Consider the following 21,945-nt stretch of genomic DNA (forward strand, 5'->3'; position numbering starts at 1 on the left):
ATTCATCTTATACTTATAAGAGAGAATACTATTAGCTTTGCAAATGTTTTTAAAACCATTTGCAAAGCTTTTTTATTAACATGAAATCAACGAAAAGAATAGGCCTGCTCATCATAACTATATTACTGTTTGCTGCATTCAAGGTTAGTTCATACCCTATCGCAAACAACATTAATGATGAGGCAAAGACAAAATTTAAAGTAGAAATAAAAAACTCAATAGGTGAACCGCAAACGAAGGCGTTCCTGAAAATAGCAGGAAGAAGCGAGGTTTACAAATCCGACTCGTGCGGTATTATCAATTTTGAATACGAAGTCCCGAAAAACTATAAAAGGACAGCAAATATATACTTAAACGAGGATACAAAAAATCCTGAGAAATCATTTACACTGGACAAAGAGAAAACCGAACTGAATTTCTGCATAGACTCTAAAGAGGATATATTGAGATTTAAACAGGAAAACAGTATTTTCAATATAGAGGGTATAGTAACTACCGAAGATGGAGAACCAATAACAGGGGCTACCGTAAGCATTCAGGGAACAGGCAAATATACCATGACGGACGAAATTGGCCTGTTTGCCATAGAAGCTGACTTCAATCACTATATAATAATAAGAGCTGACGGTATGGAAAACCTGTCAATGACAGTCACTCCATTCCTGATGAACCAGAACGATGCATACAACGTCGTCATGCGAAAGAAAAGTGGTGAGAAGATATACTCAAGTGTGGAAACCATGCCTCAATATCCGGGCGGAATGAAATATTTCAAGAGATATATTGACCGCAACCTGAAATACCCGGAAGAAGCGAAGAAAAATAAAATTGAAGGTGTAGTGGTCATGCAGTTTGTAGTAGAGAAGAATGGCGACATAACCAGTCCGAGGGTAGTAAGGCGACTTGAGTCTTCGCTCGACTCCGTAGCCATGAACCTGATTAAAGGAATGCCAAGATGGACACCTGCATCTGATCATGGTGTGAAAGTAAGATGTAAATACTCTGTACCCATAGCATTCAAGATTCCTGTACCTAAGCCGGTAGTAATTGATTCAATACCTCTAAAACCGGTAAAAGTAGAAGGCGATTCGACATTGATTAATGACAGTATCATAGCAGTGCCGGATACGTTGTTGTCCGACTCTTTGATTAATGACAGCATACTGACAGACAGTATCATATCAAAAGGCGACAGCATAGCCCAGGATACGACTCTCATCAAAGAACAACTGATTAAAGAACAAATATCAGACGGAAATAAGACAAAGGTGAAAAAGAGAAATATTTTCGTAAGATTCTTCAGATGGCTGTTTGGTATTAAGGATAAAGAAGAGAATATTTAACACTAAATTTATTTACACATGAAAAGATTATTCACATTATTGCTATTGATTGCAGGACTTACATTCGGCATTCATGCAGAAAAAGTTACACTGAAAGATGTAGCCGACGGTACTTACCGTGCAAAAAGCATTTACGGATTAAGACCTATGCTCGACGGCGAACATTATACCCAAATCAGTGCAGACAGGAAAAGGATTGTAAAATATTCGTTCAAGACAGGAAAAGAGGTTGGCACAATTTTCGACGTAACAACAGCACGCGAATGCAATCTTAAATCGTTCGACGACTATATAATGTCGCCCGACGAAAAGCTTATACTTATTCAGACAGAGACAAAACCAATATACAGACGTTCTTTCACTGCTGAATATTACATCTACAATGTTAAAAACAACAAGATGGAACCACTGTCAGATAATGGTCCGCAGCAAGTTCCGATGTTCTCTCCTGATGGATTCCAGATAGCTTTTGTCAGAAACAATAATATATTCCTTGTCAAACTGCTGTTCGGAAACAGTGAATCTCAAATCACCGAAGATGGAGAATACAATAAAATTCTGAATGGTATTCCTGATTGGGTTTACGAAGAAGAATTCGGATTTAACAGGGCATTTGAATTCAGTGCAGACAGCAAGATGATTGCTTATATTAAGTTTGATGAGAGTCAGGTTAAACAATTCTCTTTCCCTTGGTATAAGGGTATGGCACCTGAAAAAAATGAATATGAATACTATCCGGGAGCATATGAATATAAGTATCCTAAAGCCGGAGAAGTAAACTCTAAAGTCACTGTACATACCTTCGATATAAAAAGTAAAGTGACAAGAAAGATGGACCTGCCTCTTGATGCTGACGGGTATATACCTCGTATCAAGTTCACTTCTGATCCTGAAAAGCTGGCAATAATGACACTCAACCGTCATCAGAACAGATTTGACATGTATATGGCAAACCCTAGAAGCGGTATCTGCAAACTGGCTATACGCGATGAGGCAGAACAGTATATCAAAGAACCTGCATATGCCAATATCAAGTTCTACACAGACAATATAGTTATGATGAGTGAAAGAGACGGATATAATCATCTTTATCTTTACACAATAGGCGGTAACCTTGTAAGACAAATCACAAAAGGGAAATACGAAGTTACAGACTTCCTTGGATGGAACGAAAAGACAAATGAGTTCTATTACAGAGGATATGACAACAGCCCACTGAGAACTGCCATATTTAAAGTTAATAAGAAAGGAGAAGTAACAAAACTTTCAAAGAGAGAAGGTACAAACAATGCTGTCTTCAGCAGCAATATGGAGTATTTCATCAACACCTTCTCCAATATGACTACTCCTACCCTTATCACCATTAACAACAATAAGGGTAAAGAAATAGTTACATTGCTCGACAATAAGGAACTTAAGGAACAGACCAAATCACTGAACCTGCCTCAGAAAGAATTCTTCACTTTCAAGACAAGTAACGGAACAGAACTTAACGGCTGGATAATGAAACCTGTAGACTTCAATCCAGACAAGAAATATCCGGTAATCATGCATCAGTACAGCGGACCCGGTTCGCAGCAGGTACTCGACAAATGGGGTATCGGAAGTTTCGGCGACGGAGGTATGTTCGAAGCTTATATGTGCGATAAAGGATATATCATGGTATGTGTAGACGGACGCGGAACGGGCGGACGAGGTGCTGAATTCGAAAAATGTACATATCTGTATCTTGGCGTAAAAGAATCGGAAGACCAGGTTGAAACTGCAAAATACCTTAGTTCGCTGCCATACATCGACGGCAATCGAATCGGTATCTGGGGATGGAGTTTCGGAGGTTACAACACACTGATGTCAATGAGCGACGGAAGTGGAGCTTTCAAGGCCGGAGTAGCGATAGCCGCACCATCATGCTGGAAATATTACGACACAGTTTATACAGAAAGATTTATGCGCACACCAAAAGAAAACGGTGACGGATATGAAGCCGGTTCAGCTATCAGCAGAGCAGCAAACCTGAAAGGCAGCCTGTTACTCATTCATGGTACAGCCGACGATAATGTTCACTACCAGAACTGTGCTGAATATGCAGAAGCTCTTGTGCAAGCCGGTATACAGTTTGACATGCAAATCTATACAAACCGTAATCACAGTATTTTCGGAGGTAACACAAGACATCACCTTATGACAAGAGTCAGTGAATTTTTTATCAGAAATCTATAATGTACTTCACGAGTTGACATGACCATTAACAAGTCTTGTCAACTCGTCAACTTATTTACCTGTCACCTAAAAACATAATTCTATGACACACATCAGAAAACCGGAATGGCTTAAAATCAGTATAGGAGCAAATGCCAGATATGCAGAAACAAAAAAGATTGTAGATACACACAAGCTTCACACCATCTGCAGCAGCGGACGTTGTCCTAATATGGGCGAATGCTGGGGTAAAGGCACAGCTACTTTCATGATTTGTGGTGCCATATGTACGCGCTCATGCAAATTCTGCAATACTTGCACAGGAAAACCTCTCCCACTGGATGAAAACGAACCTGCAAACGTAGCAGATTCCATAAAGCTTATGAAGCTTAACCATGCAGTAATCACATCAGTAGACAGAGATGATCTTGAAGATTTGGGAGCTTCACACTGGGCTAAAACCTTGCTTAAAATAAAAGAGACAAATCCGGATACTACCATTGAAGCACTTATACCAGACTTTCAGGGCAGGTCTGAACTCATCAGTCAGGTAATAGCCACAAAGCCGGATATACTGTCACACAATATGGAGACTGTAAGAAGAATAAGTCCGATGGTAAGGAACGTAGCAAAATATGACATCAGCCTAAGCGTTATAAAGCAGATTTCAGAAAGCGGAATAACAGCCAAATCAGGAATTATGGTAGGACTTGGCGAGAGTAAAGAAGAAGTTCTGCAGACAATGGATGATTTGCTTGAGGCCGGTTGCAAGATTCTCACAATCGGACAATACCTCCAGCCATCACACAAGCACTATCCTGTGGCAGAATACGTCACACCCGAGCAATTCGAGGATTACAGAATCATAGGAGAACGCAAAGGATTCGCAACAGTGGAAAGCGGACCTTTGGTACGCTCGTCATATCATGCAGAAAAACATATAATCCACAAGTGAACAATCATGGTATTTTGTTTGTTGAGAATTTGATATATAATGAAAAAAGACAAACAAAACACATGAGCATGAACCTGAAAAATAAAATTGTATCCATAGGACTTATACCTATAATTATCACACTGATAGGTCTACATTTCTTTCCTAACACTGAAATGCTCGGCGTGGGACTACTGTTAAGCCTGATAATGCTTACATACAACATTTTCAGAATGAAGGACCTGAATTTCTTTCTGCTGCTTGGCACACTAGGTATAGGTACATGTTTTTTTCTCAGACTGTTTTGGGGATATAAATATGTACCTCTGAATACCATAACACCCACTGTAGAGTTTTCGCTCATGGCATTTGCATTTATATACTATACTGCTCCGGAGTTGTATAAGGACATTGTAAGCAAACTTGGAGTAAGAGTATGCTTTTCATACAAGTTTGAAACAAAAATAATCATAATACTCTCGTCCATTCATCTTCTACTCCTTTACATTATAAAGACACTGAATCATGACTGGAGTCCTGAAGGACGCTTTTTCATGATAAACATTGTCCCTGTATCCATATATATCATATGCCTTGCAATAAATACATTGGGGATACATCTAGTAGCACGAATAGAGGAATCCAGACATAATATAATCCGCATAGCACCTTTGTGTAACGGTAAACTACTGCTTTCAAAAAAGAATATCGGCTCAGATCATGAATGGGATATCCCTGTAGAAAGAAATTTTGAAGGAACCTTCGATGCCAGTAAAAAATACGCAATAAAAACAGCCAAAAGAACTATGGGAACAAATATGCAACCACGCTTCATCATGCAATATAGCGAAGAGTGTTCATGCGGTATATGCAATAACGTTCTCCTCTTCATATTACCATTAAAAGCAGAAAGTGATATAAAGCTAGACGGCAAATTCTTCAGTTTCGAAGAAATAGAAAAAAACATGAATCTGTTAAATCCATGCATAAAAAAAGAGCTGGAACATCTTAAAGATGCTGCCAGCCTGTGGAAAGAATTTTATTTATAGATTAGAAAAATACACGGAATTTTCGATAAATCTGGTAGTTTGCCGTTCCATTCCTTCAAAGTGCGAGTCTTGATATACTCTCCTTCGCAGGTAATATTGGCTGCAATACACAATTTCGTCTGCGGACGGCAAGCCTTTATTATATCCTCCATCATCTTGTTGTTCCTATATGGAGTCTCAATAAACAGCTGTGTCTGGTTCTCAGAGTAAACCCTGTTCTCCAGTTCCTTAAGTCTCTTGAGTCTTTCGCCCGCATCTATAGGAAGGTAACCGTGAAATGCAAAACTCTGACCATTAAAACCGGATGCCATAACTGAAAGTATTATTGACGACGGACCAACTAATGGAACCACCTTATAATTCTTTCGCTGCGCTATAGCCACCACATCAGCGCCCGGATCGGCCACAGCAGGACAACCGGCCTCCGAAATAACGCCCATAGAATTCCCTTCAGCCAAAGGTTTTAGAAAACCTGATATTTCCTCAGGCGAAGTATGCTTGTTAAGGGTGAAAAATGTCAAATCATCAATGACTATAGAGCGATCCACTTTCTTTAGAAATCTGCGTGCAGAACGCACATCCTCTACTATGAAATATTTTATTTTGGTAATAATCTCCTTATTATATGCCGGAAGAACCTTTTCTATCGGAGTATCTCCCAGTGTTACCGGCAATAGATATAATGCTGTTTCCATATAATTCATCAAAACACTAAATGTCAATATCCATCAACATTCCCTCGTAATCAGTATTTTTAAGAAGCTCTTCCAATGTAACTCCAGAGTTCTTTTTCATATACTCATCAATATATTGCATACCTAACCAGATTCCAATCATTGGAGGTACATCCTCATTCAAAACCGGATTAGGCATAGGCTGAAGGTAGGCACGAATTATCATCGGATCTGTACATTCCAAATGACCAGCCTTATTAATCCACTCTATAAATTGCTTTTTGTTCTTTCTACACCATTCCAACTGATGTTCGTCGTATCCCAGAATTTTTGCTCCCAAATCCTCGCTACCCAAAGCCTTTTCTGTAATCCAGGCTATTTTTCCTCTATACATCATAAGGTCGAACAGCGTACGGTGGTTTCTATCCCACGGGAAAGGATAAAGACTCAACAAGTAGAACGACAAACAGTCTGGCACTATCCTTTCCGGCTTCATCGAAGCACGTTGATAACTATAATAATAGCGCGTGTACATAGGATAATCCTCACCCATATACTTGTCAAGACTTATACCTATCAAACTGTCTGAAACTACTACAGACTGATTTAATGCCGATATTTGAGAATAAACAGCAGGAATAACCAGCGAAGGAATTCTTTTCTTCAGATACACAAATCCCTTTGTCAATTCCTTTTCAAAACTACCGAGGTCCTTATACTTATCTTCTACATCAAGCATAAGATTTACAAGAGAAGTATCGGAATAATAAGCACACAGACGGTCATTGATTTTCTCGTCATCAACCGAACCAAGCGCCAGCACATCCTCGATAAGAAGTTTTGTTGCATGAGGGAAATTCATATTCATTTTCTGCAGCGAAGTAAAGCTGTTCAGTGCAGAAGCTTCAAACTGCAGTCTGTCATATCTATGTATCTTGACTCTTCCTTCAGATAAAAAAAAGTCTTCCTGCCTGTCATCGCGACAGGCAGAAAGCACTAATAAACTTAATATTATGATTAAAATGTTTCGCATTAACAATGTTTATTATCCGTAGATAATGTTACCATTTTCATCTTTGTATTCATCCAGTCCTTTTTCGTAAGTAGCCATTGCACGAAGACTCATACCTACACTTGAGAAGCCACCATCATGGAAAAGGTTCTGCATTGTGACTTTCTTGGTCAAGTCAGAGAACATTACAATACAATAGTCAGCACACTCGTCGGCAGAAGCGTTGCCAAGAGGTGACATACGGTTTGCAAAGTCGAACAACTTATCCATACCCTTAACACCTGATCCGGCAGTAGTCATAGTAGGCGACTGAGAGATAGTGTTGATACGCACATGATGTTCGCGTCCGTAAATATAACCGAAGCTGCGTGCTATAGATTCAAGCAGAGCTTTTGCATCAGCCATATCGTTATATCCATAGAATGTACGCTGTGCGGCAACATAACTCAATGCAAGGATTGAACCGTATTCGTTTATCGCATCAAGTTTCTTTGCAGCCTGAATCATCTTATGGAAAGACACTGCAGAGATATCAAGAGTTTTGTTCAACATATCGTAATCCAAGTCATCGTATGTACGTTTCTTACGAACATTTGGAGACATACCAATAGAATGCAAAACAAAGTCTACCTTTCCTCCCAATACTTCCATAGAACGCTTGAAGACATTTTCCAAATCTTCAACGCTTGTTGCGTCGGCAGGTATAACCTCACAATTCAATTTTTCCGCCAAAGCAGAAACCTCACCCATACGCACTGCTACAGGAGTGTTTGACAATGTGATTATCGCACCTTCTTCAACAGCTTTTTCAGCTACTTTCCATGCAATTGACTGTTCGTTCAGGGCACCGAAAATAATACCCCTCTTTCCTTTAAGCAAATTATAACTCATATATTTAAATTTGTTATTACGTCTGCAAATATACTGCTTTATTTACAATATACGCCACATTTGCTCACTTTTCTTTAATATACCTTGAACGCTGAATAAACGGAAACACGCTTCGGCGTGCAACTTGGCACACCGAAGCGCGTTCTCAATTTGTTTCTCCATCTTTATTTCTTCCTCTGCTTTCAAACCTAACTGTCAGCCAATTATAAAAAATCTGCTGGACAGAGTAGTAAAATGGAATCCACACTTCATGTCGTTTCACCACGACAGGCATAATCAGCCAAGCAATGAAAGGAGGTACAACTGCCTGAAGCAACAAGGATAAACGGATATAAGTCCGCATATAAGATTTTTCCACTTGTCTTGCCAAACGTTCTCCCCACCACAAATAGACGATAGGCTGAGTTAATAACACCGCCTGAAGATAACCTCCGTAACCCAACAGCAAACAGGCTGAAACTGGTAACAAAGGAAAAAGGCCTACCAAAACTAATGTAGAATAGCGCGATGATATAGGCATTAATTCGTTTATTTAATACTATTAGTTAATTCCTGAATACAATACTGCTCAACTAAGTTAGAGAAATCCTTAAAATCCATTCGTTCAGTTCCATAAACGACCTGATATCCATGATTTCCTAACACCCAATCAACTAAAGACCCTACAAGTCCTTCAATAGCAGATCCTGCACTATAAGCAGCCGCTGCAGCTGCAATCTCTTTCCAAAATATAACAGAATATTGTCTTCCTATTAATACTATTCTTGTTATACATGAAAAGTCTGCTACAGTGACTCCAATGATAAACCCTCTTAAAGCATTACCTTTTAAAGTTGCATCCCACTGTGAAGCATGATTTCTCCAATAATCTAAAGAACTAATAGCGACATTTGTTGTTGACGAAATAATTTCTCGATCATCTTGATTTGCCTCACGGTACCACTTTAAATGTATCCTATCTATATAATTTTCTATGTATGTATAATCATTACTTGTCTTAAAAAGATCTATCATCTCATTTAAATATGCTTCAACAACAGAAGAAACTTCATTAGGAAACTCTTGTTTTAAATCTTGTGTAAGAGAATAACTTGGATCTGTCAATAAAAGCCTAATAGATGTTATACTACGTTCTGACAATGTCACATTTAAAGCATCATGAACATAGGAAGGAACTTGAGAAACAGACAGTTTATGAAAATCTTGTGAATTCTTTAAAATTGCAGATTGTGCTTGGGCTAAACACTGGGCATAATCATTTATACTTACACTTCCACGAGTAAACGAATTCATCAATGGACTACCATCTATGGCCTCTAAAGCATAATCAAGAGCAACATTATGATATTGTCCTACTTCATCCACACTTATATCCAAAGAGGAACTTCTATCATTAACCTGTTTATCACTACATGACGATAAAACAATTACCGACAATAAAAGCAAAAATGAGAAATAAAAACTTTTCATATCACAATCTACTTTTACAATTAAACATATAAACTTATCATTACACTATCTATAAAAATATTATAACTGTTAGCACTATACATTCAAATAATTTTAAAGTTACAAAAAAACAATCAATTTCCCAATAATAATCAATCTATTTTATAAAATCTCCGTTTTAAATAATGTTTAAATACTGTTTAAATGGGAATTAATGACTTTGTTTCTGTGTAAATATACTTATTTATCCGAGGAAAGAAATAAGTACTCCGGCAGCTACCGCAGAACCTATCACACCTGAAATGTTGCTGGCCATACAATACTGCAGAACATGATTCTTAGGGTCATACTTCAAGGCTATCTCGTTTGCAACACGGCTTGCCATAGGCACGGCGCTCAATCCTGTTGCACCGATAAGAGGATTGATTTTCTTTTTCGTGAAAAGATTGTATATCTTGACAAAGAAAATACCGCCTGATATTGAAAGACCGAAAGCAAGGAAACCGCCAATCACGATACCAATTGTAGTCCAGTTAAGGAAAGCATCAGTAGTCATTGTCGCACCAACTGAAATACCCAGAAAAATAGTTGCGGCATTCATTATGCTGTTTGATGCGGCATCAAACAGACGTGACGTATTAGAACCTATTTCCTTCACCAGATTACCGAACATCAGCATACCAACCAATGGAACTGCACTTGGTACAAACAATGCCACAATAGTAGTAACCGCTATCGGGAAAACTATTTTCAGTACACGCATGTTCTTTATTTCTATTGTTGGCGGATATTTCTTTTCCTGTTCCTTCATATTAATACTTAATTCCTTCTTGCTGCACCATAATCTGACAACCAAAGGAATTATTACCGGAACAAGAGCCATATACGAATATGCAGCAATAGCTATAGGACCAAGCAAATGAGGAGCCAACTTGATTGTAGTAAATATCGCTGTAGGACCGTCAGCACCACCTATTATACCCAATGAAGCAGCTTCCTGAGGAGTAAAGCCTACCATTATGGCAACAAGCAATACAGCAAAAATACCAAGCTGTGCAGCAGCACCGAAAATTGAAAGACGGAGATTGCGCAGCATAGGTCCGAAATCGGTCAGCGCACCGACACCCATAAAAATTACCGGTGGAAGAAATCCTGTCTTTATGAGCATATAATATATGAAGTTCATCAAACCCAGGTCATGGGCAATCTCATGCAGAGGCATTTCCCATATATTCTTCATCACTCCATTCACCATTACCATACCATTCTCGTCAGCCTGTATCACTCCCATTTCTCCTCCTGGGAAATTGGCAAGCAATACACCGAAAGCTATTGGCACAAGCAACAACGGTTCATACTGTTTCTTTATACCCAAGTAAAGCAATACGAAAGCTATGGCATACATTATAAGAAACCGCGGATCGGCAATTATATTGCTGAACGCAGTCATATCGTATAGTCGTTCAAAAATCTCTTCCATACTGCTATCATTTAATCTTCATTAATACATCATCTTCAGAAACTGAATCACCAGAGTTCATGCAGATGGCGGTAACGGTGCCGTCAAAATCCGCATTTACTGCTATATAAGTTTTCATAGCCTCTATATAGCAAAGCGTATCTCCCTTTTTGACATTATCGCCTACTTTAACAGGTGTTTCCTGAGCCGATTTTGTAAGATAGAATTTTCCTTCAAGCGGAGAAAGCACATCCTTGCCCTCACCAGATGCAGCAACCGGCTGACTGCCATCAGAAGATGCAGACTGTGACGGCAATGCAGTATCACCGAAAGCTACAGTCACACGATATGGCTTTCCGTTCACATCTACAGTAAGCACCTGAGTTCCTTCCTTAGGCATAGAACCGCCTTCAGCCTCAGCACGGCGTTTTTCTACGTCTGCCAGGAAGTCCGCCTTAGCCTTTCCGCTCTTGTATGCCTCATACTGAGCCGGATGCATAGCATACTCGAACAGTTCCTCATCGTCCTGACCTGTTTCCCATCCTTTCTCAGCCATCATCTGACGGTATTTGTCAAGCTGGTCAGGATAGTTGTCCTGAGGATTGCCTGTAAAGAATTCCCTACCCTCACTCTTTGCTTTCTCTACTATCTCGTCTGCCAACGGACCAGCCAGTGCTCCGGCCTTGCCGAGTATCATATCCCAAACATCATCCGCTATCATAGCCCAGCGTTCCTTGCCTTTTTCCATCTGAATGACATTCATCATTGCCAGATTCTTGACATATTGGCTAAAAGGAGTTACCAGACAAGGATATCCTACACGCGGCCATACGTATGACACCTCATCGAACAGCTTAATGAGCAATTCATCTTGAGTCATAAGCGGCAAATTATTCTTTGCCTTATACTTATTTATAGATTCAAGATTAGTTTCAAGGTCAGCCATCAAACTACCCATCATACCTCCGGGAAGTCCCGGACCTACCAGCAATGAGTTCATCATACGGTTCTTAGAACTAATATACAATCCAAGGAAGTCGTCCATGAATTCCTGTATCATTGTTCTTGCCTTCATATAGGCATTCATATTGATTTCCTTAACCTTGAAACCGGCATCCTTCAGCATCGCCTGCACACTGATAATGTCGGCATGACCTGTTCCCCATGACAAAGGATCCATACCACAGTCCACATAGTCGCATCCGGCCTTGCAAACCTCAAGAATAGAAGCCATATTGAAACCCGGACCTGCATGAGAGTGATACTGTATGGTTATATCCTTTATCTTCTTTATTCCGGCAACAAGTTTTCCAAGGAACACCGGACGTCCGATACCTGCCATATCCTTGATACATATTTCGTCGCATCCTGCGTCGATAAGTTTCTTCGCCATATCAAGATAATACTCAACAGTATGTATAGGAGAATAAGTAATACACAGGCAGCACTGTGAAATCATTCCCGCATCGTGTGCATATTCTATTGACGGGATTATATTACGTACATCGTTCAGTCCGCAGAAAGTACGTGTAATATCAGTTCCCTGAGCCTTCTTTACCTTATAGAACAGTTTTCTTACGTCTGCCGGAACAGGACTCATTCTCAGTCCGTTCAATGCGCGGTCCAGCATATGTGTCTGTATACCTGCTTCGTGAAAAGGCTTAGTCCATTCCCTTACAGCCTTATTAGGATTTTCACCAAACAGCAGATTTACCTGTTCGAAACCACCTCCGTTAGTCTCAACTCTGTCAAAGCATCCCATTTCCACTATCACAGGAGCTATCTTTACCAATTGGTCAACACGTGGTACATATTTTCCGGCACTCTGCCACATATCGCGGAACACCAGACTGAATTTCACTTCTTTTTCCATTTTTCTTAATGTGTTTTCATTTCTTTAATCAGTTCAACTTCTCAATTTTCATTACCTTGCCCTTACCTCCTGTAAGTTTTTCCACTGCAATGTTAATAGCCTTCACGGAATCCTCTTCCAATGATACAGTAGCCACTGCAGGCTTGCGTTTTACCTCCTCTTCAGGTGGAGCAAACTTGTTTACCGCCTTTATCAGAAGGGTACTAAGCCAGATAATAATGAGAAGGATAACGAATACTGTGCACATTCCTACGAGCATCAGCATCAGACCTGTTCCAATATTTTCCATATATATCTTATTTTAATGTATTATCGACACCATTTAAAACCATGCCGCTTAAAAGGCGCCCAAATATACCAATTAAATATATTGCATTGATACAAAAAACTTTAAAATTATCAACATTCATAACTTTGAAATACATTTTACATATTTAATCAAAATAAAATCCAAATATTGTCATTCATACATTATATTTTACACCTCAGTGTAATCCATCTTTACACTACTGTAAAGAAACCTTACAGTCAGCGGAAGGACTATTTTTTACAATATTCAGAATATCAGCCAATTACATTTTTGGCACGGTTATGGCATTATAGTTAGTGTAAAAACAACAGAAAAATGAAAAAGATATTTACACCAATAATCCTGATCCTGGCCGCGACTCAATGTATGGCTTCCGGGAGCGACAGCATATCAGCTGCAGATACTTCCCGAACAATGACATTGCACGACTGTATGGAATATGCAATAGAATATTCCACCAAAAATGAAATACAAAGACTCGACAATGCCGATGCGCGTACAGAGAGACGTGACGCGATTCTAAAAACATTCACCCCATCCGTTTCGGCTGGAACATACGCCTACAGTAATTTCGGACGTGCCGTGGACCCTGAAACAAACACCTATATCAATACCACATCGTTCAATAACGGTTACTCGCTGAGCGCAAGCATCACGCTGTTCAACGGATTTTCCGCCATCAACAATATCAGAATTTCGCAGACAGCCGTAAAGATGGGAATCTCGCAGGAAGAAAGGCTGCGCGACGAGCTGTGTCTGGCTGTTATGGAAGCCTACTTCAATGTACTGTACCATACGGAAATGACCGAAGTCCTGCGCCGACAGGTGGAAAACTCGAAAGCAAGTCTCCTATTGATGCAAAAGCAGTATGAGGCAGGGCAGAAAAGCCGGCCTGACGTGGCACAGATGGAAGCCGACCTTGCCGACAGGGAATATCAGCTGGAGACGTCATTCAACAGCAGCCAGGATGCACTGCTCACACTGAAATCCGTAATGATGTGGCCCGTGGAGGAAGAGCTCGAGATAGACCGTACGATGATAGACGAAAAATATTCGGCACTGGTGGAAGAAGACCGGGCGGACGAAATAATGGATTACGCGGTCAGCTCACAGCCATCAGCACTCATAGCCAAAGGCACGATGGACAAAGCCAAATTCGCACTGAACACGGCCCGATGGCAGTTCCTGCCAAGCCTGTCGCTTAGTGGTGGATGGTCAACCAGTTACTACAGCTATCCGGGAAACGACTCTTACGCTGTACCGTCATTCAATTCGCAGTGGAAAAACAACTCCGGCGAATACATTCAGCTGAGTCTGTCCTTTCCTATCTATGACAGACTTTCCAGATTCTCGAACCTTTCGAAAAAGAAAAACGAGTACCGACGCGCCGAGGCACAATACCGCCAGACGGTTCACGACATAAAATCGGAAGTGCGGCGCGCCATACAGGACAAGACAAGTGCCCGCAAGTCGCTTGTACTTGCCATGAAACGCTCCAAAGCTCAGGAAGCCACCTATCTGCTGCACGATAAGAAGATGCGTCAGGGTATGGTATCCCCTATCGACTATCAGACTATCACAAATTCTTTCCTGAACTCACAGGCAGAAGAGCTGAACGCATTGCTGCAATATTATCTGAAACGCAGCGTGGTGAAATATTATAAAGGAATAAGTTATATTAATCAATAAGTTTATAAGTAATCAGTTGTTAGTTTTTAGTTATTAGATACAGCATAAACAAACTAAAAACTAAAAACTAAAAACTAAAAACTAAAAACTACACATAATGGACCGAACAATAGAAAAGAAAAAAGGAATGGCGCTGGTGTTCAGCAAAAAAGCATTGCCATACTGGGGTGGCGGACTGCTGTTGTGTCTTATAGGATATATCCTGATAAGAGACAATGTAAGCACACTGAGAGTGAATGCGGAAACCCTATCAATAAATAAGGTAATGGAAGGCGAATTCAATGACTACATCCGCATCTCAGGTCAGGTACAGCCGATGACAACCATACAGCTTAGTCCCCTGGAAACGGGAGTGGTGAAAGAGATATTCATGGAAGAGGGTTCGCACGTGAAAGCCGGCGACAAAATCCTGCGCCTCACGAACGAAAACCTGGACATGCAGATATTGAACTCCGAGGCCGACCTTGCGGAAAAGGAAAATATCCTCCGCAATACTATGATCTCCATGGAACAGCAACGTCTGAGCGTAAACCAGGAAATGCTGCAACTGGAAATGGAAGTAAGACGCTATCGCAGGACATACGAATCGCAAAAATCGCTCTATGCCGAAGACCTCATCGCCAAAGAGGACTACCTGAAAGCCGAAGAAGACTATCAGTTGGCAAAGGACAAGCTGGAGCTCGTGAGGGAACGTTCCGTGCAGGACAGCCTTTACCGCAGCGTTCAGGTGGAACAGATGCAGGAAAGTCTGGGCAACATGCGAATCAACATGCAGATGATACGCAAAAGGAAAGATAACCTTGTGATTACCGCCCCTATCGACGGCGAACTGGGATTGCTTGATGTGGTTCTCGGTCAGTCTGTGCCGTCGGGCAGCAAGATAGGACAGATAAACACTCTTGACAGCTACAAGATTGAGGCACAGATAGACGAACACTATATCGACCGTGTAAGTTCCGGTCTGGAGGCGGAATTTGAAAGACAGGACGAATCGTTCCATGCCGTCATACGCAAGGTCTATCCTGAAGTACGCGACGGAAAGTTCAAGGCCGACTTCAAATTCAGCGGAGCACAGCCTGAGAATATCCGTACAGGTCAGACATACTATCTGAACCTGCAATTGGGACAACCGGAAGAAGCCATTATGATTCCTCGCGGAACATTCTATCAGAAGACAGGCGGACGATGGATTTACGTGATTACCGAAGACGGTTCGAAAGCTTATAAAAGAGAAATACGCATAGGCCGCCAGAACCCGCAGTATTACGAAGTGCTTGAAGGTCTGCAGCCGGGCGAAAAGGTCATCACATCTGGATATGACAATTTCGGCGACAACGACTGTCTGGTGTTGAATTAATAAAAAGTATTGTATGAAGAGTTATTTCAGATTTTTGTCAAGAAACAAGCTATATACCACAATCGAAGTTTCCGGTATGGCAATAGCCATTGCGTTTGTGGTGTTCATAGGCTCGTTTGTAATACGGGAATATAATACCGATTCGGAAATTAAAAAACAGGGGAATATATATATCGGACATTCCGAAAGACTGTTTTTCGGATGTGCCACAATAAAAGAGCAGCTTGAAGGAAAATTTCCTGAAGTGGAGGATATGTGCAGAATGATGAATACGCACATCTTCGGAGGACTTAAAATGACTTTTCAGGCTGGCGATTATACCGACCGCCAGAAGGCATCGATCGTAGATGAGAATTTCTTCAGATTTTTTGCGTTTCCACTGGAAGCGGGAACGCCGGAATCTGTTCTGAAAGAAAAGAACTCGGTAGTCATTTCACGTACATTTGCCAATAAGGTATTCGGGAAAGAAGACCCGATAGGCAAATCCATCAAAATCAATGTCAACGGAAATACGGCCAATCTGAACATCACCGGAATTTTCAGCGATTTCAAAAATACGATATTCTATTCGCCTGAAATAATTTACCGTATAGATCTGGTCAGGGATCTTGACAGTTCGCTTACAGGAAACGGCAACGGTTCGACTGTCCTGTTTATAATGACGGCAGGAGGAACAGACATTCAGTCTCTTGAAGACAAGATGGAAGAAATTGTCCGTAAAGAAGACTTTCTGTATGTATACGGGCTGTATAAAGACTTCCTTCTTACTCCTTTCGACAGAATAAGCTACAGTGCAGTAGAAGCTACAGCTCCGTTCGAAGGTCTTATAGATGCAAGCTTCATAAAACTGTTTACAGCAGCCGGAATATTTCTCCTACTGTTCGCCGTACTGAATTATATTTCGCTCACTGTTGCACAAACAGGATTCAGAGCAAAGGAAATGGCTTCAAGAAGGCTTCTCGGTACACAACAATCAGGAATAATCGCCAGATATATATCTGAATCGTTCATTCTTACAGTTATATCTTTTGCCTTTGCGCTAATCTTTGTAAAACTGATATCCCCTCATCTGAGTGAACTTATTGGAAAAGAAATTTCTCCTCTCAAAGATATGGGATGGATGGAAATACTGTTTATTATACTGCTGCTCGTAGTTCTATCGGTATTGTCAGGCATTATACCTGCGCTTCTTGTTTCAAAGTACAAGCCAATCGACGTGGTACGCGGCAATTTTGCACGAACCAGCAAAATGACTTTAGGTAAAATCCTGATAGGTTTCCAGAGCGGAGTGGCATTCATTACGTTAGGTCTTGCGGCAGTCATGTTCATACAACTGAAACACATGACTGAAAAGCCAATGGGATATGAAAAAGAAAACAGAATAAGCATACAGAACGCAAGCAAACCTTCGGATTATCACATTGAAGAACTGAAATCACTGGCATGTGTAGAAAAGGTCGGTTGGCTGCAGTTTGAGCCTATGACTTTAGGAACATCAGGAACTTCGTTCAAGATTAACGGCATAGACCAGAAATTTGATATGTATTATGGCGACCAGTCCGCTTTCGAGATTCTCGGTTTCAAGGTGTTACGCAAAAATGGAGAACCACTCAATCAGTGTGCCTGGCTTCCTGAATCGACAATGAGAGCCTTAGGACTTGATTATGACTGTACGCAAGTCAATCTGGATTCTGGTGGAATGTTTCCTGTTTGCGGTATTTTAGAGGACTATCATAAAGGTACTGCAAATACACAAACAAGAGGAGGATTTCTGGACATAGCTTGGATTAAGGAAATGGAGAAAGAAGAAGATTTCAGAATCCTGCGGACACTTGTAGTGAAAGTTTCCGGCGACGAGAACAAGGCCGAGAACGATATAAAGGCTTTCTACAAAAGTAAAGGTTTTTCGGAAGATGAAATAGTAGTAAAAACTTATAATAAAATGATTTCCGATCTGTATTCTTCAGAAAAACAAGACCTGAAACTCATAGCAGTATTCACCATGCTTACCCTTCTGCTGACGATACTGGCCATGTTTGCCATGAGTACATATTATGCACGCCAGCACTCAAAAGAAGCCGCTCTGAAAAAAGTTATGGGAAGCAGCAGACTACAGCTTTTTATCGAGACTTCATCAGGGTTCATAAAGTCAGTAGGAATCTCCATCATAATTGCATTGCCGGTAACATGGATAGCCGTCAGCAAGTGGCTTGAAGGATACAGTTACAGGATAGACAATCCGGTATATGTTTACATTATAGACGCAGTGATAATGATTATCATAGCACTGCTGTCCATAAGCTGGCAGATGATAAAACTGATGAATACAAACCCCGTAAAATCATTGAAGAACGAATAAAAAACGTTTAAAAAAAACGTGGGCAAATTTGAACTAAAACGTGGGCAAGTTTTAATCTAAATGTGGGCAAGTTTTAATAAAACGTATCAACCCCTATTTTATAAGTAAAAAACATAGAAATAATAACAACTAAAAACTCTAAAGATCATGATTAAAGTAACTAACCTCAGCAAAGTTTTCCGTACAGAAGAAATTGAAACTACAGCATTGAACGAAGTGTCTTTCGAAATAAACGAAGGTGAATTTGTAGCCATCATGGGTCCGTCAGGATGTGGCAAGTCAACACTGTTGAACATCCTCGGTCTGCTGGACAATCCCACAGGAGGCAGCTACGAACTGTTGGGACAAGAAGTGGCAAACCTGAAAGAACGCGAACGTACCAAATTCCGCAAGGGTAACCTTGGTTTTGTGTTCCAGAGCTTCAACCTTATAGACGAGCTGAATGTGTTTGAAAACGTGGAACTGCCTCTGAAATACCTCAACATCGGTGCGGCAGAACGCAAACAGCGTGTGACGGAGATTCTGAAAAGAATGAACATCAGCCACCGTTCACACCACTTCCCGCAGCAGTTGTCCGGCGGTCAGCAGCAGCGTGTGGCAATAGCCCGTGCCGTAGTGTCAAACCCAAAGCTGGTACTTGCCGATGAGCCTACCGGTAACCTTGACTCTAAAAACGGTAAGGAGGTTATGGACCTGCTTACAGAACTGAACTCTGAAGGCACAACTATAGTAATGGTGACTCACTCACAGAAAGACGCTTCAGTAGCACAAAGAATCATCAACCTGTTCGACGGACGTATTGTGGGTGATGTAAGAAATGAATTGTAATTTCAGGTGACGAGGTTTCAGTCACAAGTTGACAGGGTTTGGTTTCACCGACCTTTGGTTCCATCCGGATGGCAACCTTGTCAACTCGTCAACTTGTCAACTCGTAACTTAAAAACTTAAAAACTCAAAATGAGAAGCATTATCAGACTATTCAAAGGTGCAGGAATACTTAACCTATTAGGTATGACGGTTGCCTTTGCGGCAATATACATTATAATGGTTCAGGTGAATTACGACTGGAACTACAACAGTAAAATCAAGGACTTGGACCGTATATTCATCATGGCAAATACAGACTGGTACGAAGAAGGCAAATATAGCGTAAATCTCAGTCGTCCGATTGCAGAATCCATATTAAAACAGTCTCCAATAGTAGAGTCCTATACAGTAATTCAACCACACGGAAATTCTTCTGTGAAAATAAAGAAAGGAGATGAAAAGAGAGAAGTAGAAATGAACATCACAGAAGTGACAAGCAAAGCTTTCAATCTTTTTGGTTTTGAAGCTATAGCCGGTACATTCGATGGTATGAACAAAGAAAAGACTGTGGCCATAAGCGAGAAGACCGCTAAAAAATTCAATTTAAAACCTGGTGATATTATCTGGATTGATACTTATACTAAACTGAACGAGCAAAGGACTGTTACTGCCATATATAAAGGGATGCAAATCAATTCATTGTTCGGCAATATAGATTTGATTTATTGTGACATGCTGGAAACTGAAAACATTGAAAATTACAGTGAATGGTCATATAAGTATTATGTAAAACTCAATAGTTCCGAAAGCATAGAAGACTCTAATGACAATATAAACAAAATTGCTAAAAGCGTATTTCAAAAAATAATAGATGAAAATACTGCAGAACAACCAACTGAAGAAGAATATACAGACAAATATGCAGTAAGACTGTTCCCGCTTGACGGATTACAGTTCAACAATATAGTATCAGACAATCTTACATCATATCAATGTAATAAAACAACAACTGTAACTCTATTCGTTGTTTCAATCCTTATTCTGGTTATAACCCTAATCAACTATCTTAATTTTTTCATGGCACAGATACCGGTAAAATTGAGGTCTGTAAATACCAAGAAAATCTTAGGAAGTACCAGATTATCTTTAGTCGCAGGATTTATAATTGAATCGGCAATACTGGTAATAGTATCATTGCTTCTGGCATATATTATTATAAAGGTCATAGGAAATTCTACATATGCAGAACTTATAAGTTGCCCGTTGAATATAGAGGAGAATGTAAACATTGCTGTTTTAACATTATGCGTGGCCTTGATAATGACAATTTCGGCAAGTCTGTATCCGGCAATGTATATAACCTCATTTTCTCCGGCATTGGCTATAAAAAGTACAATGGGGACTGCACGCAAGGGAAAATCTTTCAGATACATTCTTGTAGGTTTCCAGTTTACTATATCCATTATCTTCATAATGTGTGCTGCTTTCATAAAGATACAGTACGACTATATGATGAATTATGATATGGGGTTCGATAAGGAATATCTTTATACGGTAAAGGTACCGGCAAACTGGAGTAATCATGATTTATTCACGTCTGAACTTCAGAATAACATAGCCATAAAAGAAGTGGCATGGGGAGATTCTCCTTTAGTCAGCGCTTTCAGAATGGGATGGGGACGCGACTTTAACGGTAAAGAAATTTATTTCACCTGCTATCCTGTATCTTATAACTTCCTGAGATTTATGGGTATAAGCATTTCTGAAGGACGTGACTTTACTGAATCCGACGAAAGAAGCGATAAAGGTATTTTCATATTCAACAAAAAAGCAAAAGAAGATTTCGGACTAACCCTCGAAAGTAAAATTCAAGGGCATGCAGGAGAAACAGACATTGCAGGCTTTTGCGAAAATTTCAAGTTTATGCCTTTACATTATAAGGTAGAACCTTTTGCTTTTTACGTTTTTGGAAAGAATCCATGGAGAGTACCAGCCCATCTTTATATAAGAAGCAACCATGGAGCTACATACAATGAAGTGCAGGAAGCAGTAAGAAAAGTAACCGCAAAAATTGTTCCGGACTTCAATACAGATGAAATAGACCTTAAGTTTTTCGATGAAGAGTTGGGAAGACAGTATGAAAAGGAAGAAAAACTCATCAGCCTTATAACGCTGTTCACCATACTTGCAGTAGTCATATCACTGATGGGAATAATCGGTCTGCTTATGTTCGAAACCAAGTTCCGCAGAAAGGAAATCGGTCTGCGAAGAGTTCACGGGGCAAGCATACGAGAGATACTGGAGATGTTCAACCGCAAGTTCTTCTACATACTGCTTATAAGCTTCCTGATAGCCGCACCTGTAGGATATATTGTAATGGATTATTACTATAGCACATTCGCATACCGTTCTCCGTTGCACTGGTGGGTATTCCTGTTGGCATTCGTCATGGTAGCAATAGTAACGGTAGGAGTAGTCACTCTGTGCAGTTACAAGGCTGCATCGGAAAATCCGGCTGAGACACTGAAAAACGAATAAAC

The 21,945-nt window shown here is 40.3% G+C and carries 17 protein-coding genes; 9 read left to right on the plus strand and 8 right to left on the minus strand.

Annotated features, from left to right (window positions below; translation table 11 throughout):
* The first annotated feature begins 80 nt into the window (after positions 1 to 80).
* From I6E11_RS07155 to I6E11_RS07170, 4 genes are all read left to right on the plus strand, one after another.
* Entirely contained in the window at positions 81 to 1,343 is a 1,263-nt protein-coding gene (locus tag I6E11_RS07155) for a TonB family protein (RefSeq protein WP_235337339.1), read from the plus strand.
* Positions 1,344 to 1,361: 18 nt separating this feature from the next.
* A complete protein-coding gene (locus I6E11_RS07160) occupies positions 1,362 to 3,563 on the plus strand; it encodes a S9 family peptidase (protein WP_235337340.1) in 2,202 nt (733 codons plus the stop codon).
* Between the two features lie 82 nt (positions 3,564 to 3,645).
* Positions 3,646 to 4,497 carry a lipoyl synthase gene (gene lipA / locus I6E11_RS07165; RefSeq protein ID WP_235337341.1) on the plus strand — a complete coding sequence of 284 codons (852 nt, stop codon included), beginning with the start codon at positions 3,646 to 3,648 and terminating at the stop codon, positions 4,495 to 4,497.
* 68 nt (positions 4,498 to 4,565) lie between these two features.
* Positions 4,566 to 5,525, plus strand: a complete 960-nt coding sequence (locus I6E11_RS07170) for a hypothetical protein (protein ID WP_235337342.1) — start codon at positions 4,566 to 4,568, stop codon at positions 5,523 to 5,525.
* On the opposite strand, the gene I6E11_RS07175 is transcribed toward I6E11_RS07170, so the two are convergent.
* The 8 genes from I6E11_RS07175 to I6E11_RS07210 all read right to left on the minus strand — a co-directional run bounded on the left by I6E11_RS07175 (position 5,516) and on the right by I6E11_RS07210 (position 13,172).
* Positions 5,516 to 6,220: an SAM-dependent methyltransferase gene (locus I6E11_RS07175; protein ID WP_235337343.1), complete on the minus strand. Its 705-nt coding sequence runs from the start codon at positions 6,218 to 6,220 to the stop codon at positions 5,516 to 5,518. The two genes, I6E11_RS07170 and I6E11_RS07175, sit on opposite strands and share 10 nt — an antisense overlap.
* A 16-nt stretch (positions 6,221 to 6,236) precedes the next feature.
* Positions 6,237 to 7,232 (minus strand): gliding motility protein GldB-related protein, encoded by a 996-nt coding sequence (locus tag I6E11_RS07180; protein WP_235337344.1) that lies wholly within the window; start codon positions 7,230 to 7,232, stop codon positions 6,237 to 6,239.
* Between the two features lie 12 nt (positions 7,233 to 7,244).
* Entirely contained in the window at positions 7,245 to 8,102 is an 858-nt protein-coding gene (locus I6E11_RS07185; protein ID WP_235337345.1) for an enoyl-ACP reductase FabI, read from the minus strand.
* A 145-nt stretch (positions 8,103 to 8,247) separates the two neighbouring features.
* On the minus strand, positions 8,248 to 8,622 hold the full coding sequence (locus I6E11_RS07190) for a hypothetical protein (protein ID WP_235337347.1): 375 nt from the start codon (positions 8,620 to 8,622) through the stop codon (positions 8,248 to 8,250).
* Positions 8,623 to 8,630: 8 nt separating this feature from the next.
* The gene (locus I6E11_RS07195) at positions 8,631 to 9,572 is read right to left on the minus strand and encodes a hypothetical protein (RefSeq protein ID WP_235337349.1); all 942 of its coding nucleotides are present in this window, start codon (positions 9,570 to 9,572) and stop codon (positions 8,631 to 8,633) included.
* 223 nt (positions 9,573 to 9,795) lie between these two features.
* On the minus strand, positions 9,796 to 11,031 hold the full coding sequence (locus I6E11_RS07200; protein WP_235337351.1) for a sodium ion-translocating decarboxylase subunit beta: 1,236 nt from the start codon (positions 11,029 to 11,031) through the stop codon (positions 9,796 to 9,798).
* A 7-nt stretch (positions 11,032 to 11,038) separates the two neighbouring features.
* Positions 11,039 to 12,883, minus strand: coding sequence for a biotin/lipoyl-containing protein (locus I6E11_RS07205; protein WP_235337353.1), 1,845 nt, complete (start codon positions 12,881 to 12,883; stop codon positions 11,039 to 11,041).
* Positions 12,884 to 12,911: 28 nt separating this feature from the next.
* Positions 12,912 to 13,172 (minus strand): OadG family protein, encoded by a 261-nt coding sequence (locus tag I6E11_RS07210; protein WP_154043931.1) that lies wholly within the window; start codon positions 13,170 to 13,172, stop codon positions 12,912 to 12,914.
* A gap of 336 nt (positions 13,173 to 13,508) precedes the next feature.
* Here I6E11_RS07210 and I6E11_RS07215 point away from each other — a divergent pair, with 336 nt between their 5' ends.
* The 5 genes from I6E11_RS07215 (at position 13,509) to I6E11_RS07235 (ending at position 21,943) form a co-directional block, all read left to right on the plus strand.
* Entirely contained in the window at positions 13,509 to 14,882 is a 1,374-nt protein-coding gene (locus I6E11_RS07215) for a TolC family protein (protein WP_235337354.1), read from the plus strand.
* A gap of 97 nt (positions 14,883 to 14,979) precedes the next feature.
* The gene (locus tag I6E11_RS07220) at positions 14,980 to 16,239 is read left to right on the plus strand and encodes an efflux RND transporter periplasmic adaptor subunit (protein WP_235337356.1); all 1,260 of its coding nucleotides are present in this window, start codon (positions 14,980 to 14,982) and stop codon (positions 16,237 to 16,239) included.
* A 13-nt stretch (positions 16,240 to 16,252) separates the two neighbouring features.
* Positions 16,253 to 18,598 carry an ABC transporter permease gene (locus tag I6E11_RS07225; RefSeq protein ID WP_235337358.1) on the plus strand — a complete coding sequence of 782 codons (2,346 nt, stop codon included), beginning with the start codon at positions 16,253 to 16,255 and terminating at the stop codon, positions 18,596 to 18,598.
* A gap of 147 nt (positions 18,599 to 18,745) precedes the next feature.
* Positions 18,746 to 19,426, plus strand: coding sequence for an ABC transporter ATP-binding protein (locus I6E11_RS07230; protein WP_154043934.1), 681 nt, complete (start codon positions 18,746 to 18,748; stop codon positions 19,424 to 19,426).
* Positions 19,427 to 19,555: 129 nt separating this feature from the next.
* Entirely contained in the window at positions 19,556 to 21,943 is a 2,388-nt protein-coding gene (locus I6E11_RS07235; RefSeq protein WP_235337360.1) for an FtsX-like permease family protein, read from the plus strand.
* The last annotated feature ends 2 nt before the right edge of the window (positions 21,944 to 21,945 follow it).

It is taken from the genome of Bacteroides caecigallinarum, assembly GCF_021531075.1.
Taxonomy (GTDB): domain Bacteria; phylum Bacteroidota; class Bacteroidia; order Bacteroidales; family Bacteroidaceae; genus Phocaeicola; species Phocaeicola caecigallinarum_B.